The organism is Micromonospora sp. NPDC049201 (genome assembly GCF_055586805.1).
The window spans coordinates 1-1871 of sequence record NZ_JBVJHM010000041.1; the positions used below are offsets into that span (position 1 = coordinate 1).

Genomic DNA, 1871 nt, shown 5'->3' on the forward strand with positions numbered 1-1871 from the left:
CCAAAACTCCGCATCAAACCCACCATCCCCACCCCCCACCGACACACCCCGCACCACCGGCCAAAACCGCTGACGCTCAAACGGATAAGTCGGCAACTCAGCCCGCAGCGCGATGGCCTCGTCCACCGCCCTGCCCACGCCCTCGGCCGGGCCGGTACTCATGCCGAGCAGTAGCGGCCAGTCCACGGTCCCGCCGTGTACGTGGACACCGGCGACCGCGGTCAGCAGTGTCTCCGACTCGTCCCGGTCGGCTCGCATCGCCGGCAGCCACACCCCTGCATCGGGGGTGTCGGTGTCGGCCATCGAGGTCAGCGTGCCGTCCGGGCCCAGCTCGAGGAAGACATCCACGCCCTGCTCGCGCAGCGCGGTCACCGCGTCGTGGTACCGCACCGTCTGGCGGACATGCGCCAACCAGTATCCCGGTTCGGTCACATCCGCACCCGGGGTGCCGGACACCACCGGGATAGTCGGCTCCCGCCACACCACCCCGCCCAACACCTCGGCGAACTCGGTCAACATCGGCTCCATCAACGGCGAATGGAACGCGTGACTGACCCGCAACCGCCGCGCCTTACCACCAGCGTCTCGCCACTGCTGCGCCAACTCCAACACCACGGTCTGATCACCGGAAATCACCGTGGAACGAGGACCGTTGACCGCCGCGACGCCCACCAGGTCGGTATGCCCGGCAATCAACTCCTGCGCTTCCGTGTCGCTGGCGGTCAACGCGACCATGGCGCCACCAGCAGGAAGCGCCTGCATCAACCGGCCACGCGCGGCCACCACCGCCACCGCATCAGCCAGATCCCACACCCCCGCCACATGAGCCGCACTCAACTCACCAATCGAATGCCCCGCCAAACACTGCGGCACCACAGCCCACGAACCAAGCAACCGGTACAACGCCACCTGCACCGCGAACAACCCCGCCTGGGCATACACCGTCTGATCCAACAACCGCGCCTCGCCCGCGACCACGTCCCGCAACGGCCGCTCCAGATGGCGGTCGAAGGACGCACAGACCTCATCGAACGCCTCCGCGAACACCGGATACGCCTCATACAAGCCCAGACCCATCCCGAGGCGCTGACTCCCCTGCCCCGAAAACATCACCGCCAACCGACCAGACCCCGCAACCCCGCTCACCACCCCGGGCGCCTGACCACCAGAGGCCAGCGCCTGCAACCCGTCCACCAACACCGACCGATCCTGGCCGAGCACCACACCCCGATGCGCGAACCCGGTCGCCCGGCCGTCCACCAACGCCCGCCCCACGATCACCGGATCCACCTCGGGCCGGTCGACCACAAACCCCGCCAACCGCTGCGCCTGCGCCCGCAACGCCACCTCAGACTTCGCCGACAACAACCACGGCACCACCCCACCGGCCGGCGGGGCCAGCTCATGACCCAACGCCGTGTCCAGTACGGGATCGGCCTCCTCCAGGATGAGGTGGGCGTTGGTGCCACTGATCCCGAACGAGGACACCCCAGCCCGCCGCGGCCGGCCATTGACAGGCCATGGTGCGGCCTCGGTGAGTAGCTGCACCGATCCGGTCGACCAGTCCACATGTGACGAGGGCGCATCCACGTGCAGCGTCTTGGGCATCAGGCCGTGCCGCATCGCCAAGACCATCTTGATGATCCCCGCGACACCCGCAGCCGCCATGGTGTGGCCGATGTTCGACTTCACCGACCCCAACCGCAACGGCTGATCCGCCGGCCGGTCCTGGCCGTACGCGGCGATCAGCGCCTGCGCCTCGATCGGATCACCCAGCGTGGTGCCCGTGCCGTGCGCTTCCACCACATCCACCTCGCCCGGCGACAACCGCGCATTCGCCAAAGCCTGACGGATCACCCGCTGCTGCGACG

At 68.4% G+C, this 1871-nt stretch carries 1 protein-coding gene; it reads right to left on the reverse strand.

The window, feature by feature from the left end:
* Window positions 1-1871 (reverse strand): type I polyketide synthase (locus ACZ6O5_RS31245; RefSeq protein ID WP_465981923.1); only part of this gene is annotated, 1871 nt, incomplete at both ends.